The sequence below is a fragment of the Arthrobacter sp. GCM10027362 genome, from assembly GCF_042679445.1.
In the GTDB taxonomy this organism is placed as follows: Bacteria; Actinomycetota; Actinomycetes; order Actinomycetales; family Micrococcaceae; genus Crystallibacter.
On sequence record NZ_JBHTML010000312.1, the window covers coordinates 1 to 2,675 of the forward strand.

Annotated in this window: 1 protein-coding gene and 2 pseudogenes; 2 read left to right on the forward strand and 1 reads right to left on the reverse strand. The window is 73.0% G+C overall.

What is annotated here, in order from left to right; genetic code table 11:
- Window positions 1–463: pseudogene (locus tag ACFQ36_RS22075) on the forward strand (serine/threonine protein kinase); the annotation flags it as partial.
- 33 nt (window positions 464–496) lie between these two features.
- On the opposite strand, the gene ACFQ36_RS22080 reads toward ACFQ36_RS22075, so the two are convergent.
- The gene (locus tag ACFQ36_RS22080) at window positions 497–1,387 is read right to left on the reverse strand and encodes a TIGR01777 family oxidoreductase (RefSeq protein WP_377017612.1); all 891 of its coding nucleotides are present in this window, start codon (window positions 1,385–1,387) and stop codon (window positions 497–499) included.
- A gap of 107 nt (window positions 1,388–1,494) precedes the next feature.
- Between ACFQ36_RS22080 and ACFQ36_RS22085 the strand changes: the two are divergent.
- Window positions 1,495–2,675 (forward strand): annotated as a pseudogene (locus ACFQ36_RS22085) (peptidase S41); the annotation flags it as partial.

Here is a 2,675-nt window from a genome sequence, read left to right on the forward strand (position 1 = left end):
GGCGGCAGCGGCGGCCGCCTCCGGCCAGGCCGTGCCTGCTGCCCGTCCGGTGCCGGGCAGGGTCAGTGCCGCATTGGCCTCCCGGGACCCGGCCGCGGCCTTGGCCGGCCTGGCCTGGCTGCGTACCGAAGCCATCCGCACGCGCAGTACCGGATTGCTTGACGACGTCAATGTGGCGGATTCGGCGGCGATGGCGGCGGACCGGGAGATCATCGGCGCCCTGCTGGCCCGGGACCACTGGTTGAGCGGGCTGGAAACCGGGGTCGGCAGCGTGGAACCGGCTGCAGCCTCCGGCACCACGGCGGTTTTGTCCGCCGTGGTGACCACGTCGGCATTCCAGGAGCACAGCCGGGCGGGGCTGGTCCGGGAGGCGGCGGAACCGAAGGAGCAGCGGCTGAAGGTCAGGCTCGAGCATGTGGACGGGCGCTGGCTGGTCAGCGCCGTCCTGCCGCCCGATGGTTGAGCGCGGTTGACGGCAGGCTGCCGGCCGCGGCCGTCAGTGCAGCTGGCCGGCCACCCAGCGGGCGAGGTCTGCCACGGCCGGCTGCCTGAAAACGAATCCCGCGGCCTGGAGCCGGGCCGGCAGCATCCGGGCGCTGGGCAGCACAATGTTCTCCGCCAATTCCCCGAGCACCGCGGTGATTACCGGCTCCGGCACCCGGAAACGGGCCGGCCTGCCCAGCGCTGCCGCCAGGGCCGCCACCAGGTCGCCGGCCCGGGCCGGTTCCGGAGCACAGAGATTGACCGGCCCGGACAGCTGCGCCTCCAGCAGGAAGGCCAAGGCCGCCGCTTCGTCCTCCAACGTGATCCAGGGCCACCATTGGCGGCCGCTGCCCGGCGGGCCGCCGAGGCCGAGCCGCAGCGGCGCGAGCAGCCGCGGGAGGGCGCCGGCGCGCGGGGACATGACAATGCCGGTCCGGGTGATCACTGTCCGGGAGGGTGCGCCGCGGGCCGCCTCCTCCCATTTCCGGCAGACGGCCGACATAAAGATGTCTCCGGACGGCGCATCCTCCGTCAGCACGTCGTCGCCCCGGTTCCCATAGTAGCCGGAACCGGACTGGCTGATGAAGACGCCGGGGGGCCGTTCGGCGGCGGCCATCGCGGCCACCAGGGTGCGGGTGCTCATGATCCGCGAGGAGGCAAGGTTCTCCTTGACGGAGCGGGTCCACGGGCGCAGGTGCAGGGCGGAGCCGGACAGATTGACCACGGCGTCCTGGCCGCTGACCGCCTGCGGATCCAGGCTCCCTTCGGCCGGATTCCAGCTGGACTCCCCGGGGGCGCGGGCAGGCCGGCGGACCAGCCGGCCGACGGTGTGCCCGCGGGACTGCAGCAGCTGCGCCAAGGCGCTGCCGATCAGGCCGGAGGCGCCGGCGATCAGGACCTTCATGGCAACATCCCAGCACTTAAGACAGCGCGGGGGAACAGTGCGGCGGCCCGGCACCCCGATTGCACCCCCTGCCCACGGGCGCCTTGGCCGGTGACTAAGATCGATCCATGACTTCGTCGAGTTACTTCCGCTACCCGCATCTGCACGAGGACCTGTTGGCGTTCGTCGCCGAGGACGATGTCTGGGTGGCGCCGCTGGCCGGCGGGCGGGCCTGGCGGATTTCCTCGCTGCAGCTGCCGGCGCGCAATCCCCGGTTCTCCCCGGACGGACGGAACCTGGCCTGGAGTGTTGTGCAGGGCAGCGCGCCCGAAGCGGTGACCGCGGCGGTGGATGGCGGCGGATTCCGCCGGTTGACCTATTTTGGCCACCCGTCCACGCGCGTCACGGGCTTCACCCCCGCCGGCGAGGTGATGGTCACCAGTGCCTTCCAGCGGGAGGAATCCCGCCACACCTGGGCGCATGCTGTACCGCTGGACGGCTCGGCGGCCCGGGTGCTCCCGTTCGGGCCCGTGGATTCGGTGGCCTTCGGGCCGGCGGTGGGGGACGAGCGCCCGGTCGCCCTGGGCAGCGTGTTTTCCCGCGAGCCGGCCTGGTGGAAGCGCTACCGCGGCGGGACGGCCGGCAAGCTTTGGCTGGACCGGGACGGGTCCGGGGACTTCCAGCGGCTGGTGCCCGAGCTGGCTGGCAACCTGGTGGACCCGATGTGGGTCGGCGGCCGGATCGCGTTCCTCAGCGACCACGAGGGCTACGGGAACCTCTACTCGGTGGCCCCGGACGGCAGCGGGCTGCGCCGGCATACGGACCACGGGGAGTTCTACGTCCGGCACGCGGCCAGCGACGGCCGCCGCGTGGTCTTCGAATCGGCGGGCCAGCTGTGGTTGCTGGAGGACCTCGCCGCCGAGGCGCGGAAGCTGGAGATCACCCTGGGCTCGGCCTCCACGGCCCGCCGCCCGGCGCTGCTGAACGTCTCCCGACACCTGGCCGAGGCAGTGCCGAACGTTGACGGCACGGCCTCGGTGGTCGAGACCCACGGCACCGTGCACTGGCTCACCCACCGGGACGGGCCCTCCCGCTCCGTCGAGTCCACCCCCGGGGTCCGCGCCCGCCTGGCCCGCCCGCTGGGGACGGACAAGGTGGTCTACGTGGCGGACCACGGCGGCGAAGAAGCCCTGTACATCCGCAATGTCTTCGACGCGCTCGGCGGGGCGGACGGCGCCGCCCCGGCTGCTCCTGCGCGGCCTGTCATTGCGCGGCCGGCAGCCGGCGGCGTGCTGCCGAGTCCGGTCCC

Excerpts from the sequence above, each read along its gene's own strand:
- ACFQ36_RS22080 (WP_377017612.1), bottom strand. The coding sequence starts at position 1,387 with ATGAAGGTCCTGATCGCCGGCGCCTCCGGCCTGATCGGCAGCGCCTTG.